This is a genomic window from Acetobacter papayae JCM 25143, assembly GCF_000613285.1.
Lineage (GTDB): Bacteria > Pseudomonadota > Alphaproteobacteria > Acetobacterales > Acetobacteraceae > Acetobacter > Acetobacter papayae.
Genome location: NZ_BAIN01000165.1, coordinates 1 through 863, shown reverse-complemented (window position 1 = coordinate 863; position 863 = coordinate 1). Strand labels below are relative to the sequence as shown.

Genomic DNA, 863 nt, shown 5'->3' with positions numbered 1-863 from the left:
TACGGCGTGTCGTCAGTTAAGCAGGATGATGATTGAGGCGAACTGCACAGCCGCGAGGAAGGTTGATTTCAGTTTATCGTAGCGGGTTGCGATAGCGCGAAACTGCTTAAGTTTATTGAAGAACCTCTCAACAAGGTTCCGTTCGCGGTAGAGAGAAAAATCGGTTTTCCGTCGTGTCGTTCTGTTGCGTTTTGGCGGGATAACCGGGGTAATCCCGCGCTGTATCAGCCGATCGATCAACCTGTCCGCGTCATACGCCTTGTCAGCAAGGAAAGCATTCGGGTCGATGTTTTCCAGAAGCGGTTCCGCCTGGGTGATATCGGCATCCTGTCCTGGTGTGATGCCGAATTCCACCGGATTGCCCAGAGCGTCGCAGATGGCATGGATCTTTGTGGTCAATCCGCCCCGGGATCGTCCGATGGCCTGATCCGTGCCCCTTTTTTGAGGGCTCCGGCACTGTGCTGATGCGCCCGGACAATGGTGCTGTCGATCATCATGTATTCGTTGTCGTGATCAGCGGCGAGATGGCGAAATATCCGTTCGATGACACCGCTTTCACACCAGCGCCGCAGACGCCGGTGCACGTTTTTCCAGTCCCCGAAACGGGCAGGAAGGTCGCGCCATGGAATGCCCGCGCGATAGCGATACAGCACCGCCTCCACGAACAGACGGTTGTCCGCCGCAGTGCCGCCGACATAGCCTTCACGACCGGGGAGAAGATCCTTTATCCGCTCCCACTGATCATCGCGTAAACCATAGCGCCGCATCCATCTGTCTCCCCCAAAAACTGGGAAAACAGTCAGCACACGCAGCCACAAAGTACAACCCTCACGTGCCACACTCAGGCTTAACTGACGACACGC

At 56.2% G+C, this 863-nt stretch carries 1 pseudogene; it reads right to left on the bottom strand.

Annotated elements, in window-relative coordinates:
• Window positions 1-12: 12 nt before the first annotated feature.
• Window positions 13-767: pseudogene (locus JCM25143_RS21790) on the bottom strand (IS5 family transposase).
• Between the last annotated feature and the right edge of the window lie 96 nt (window positions 768-863).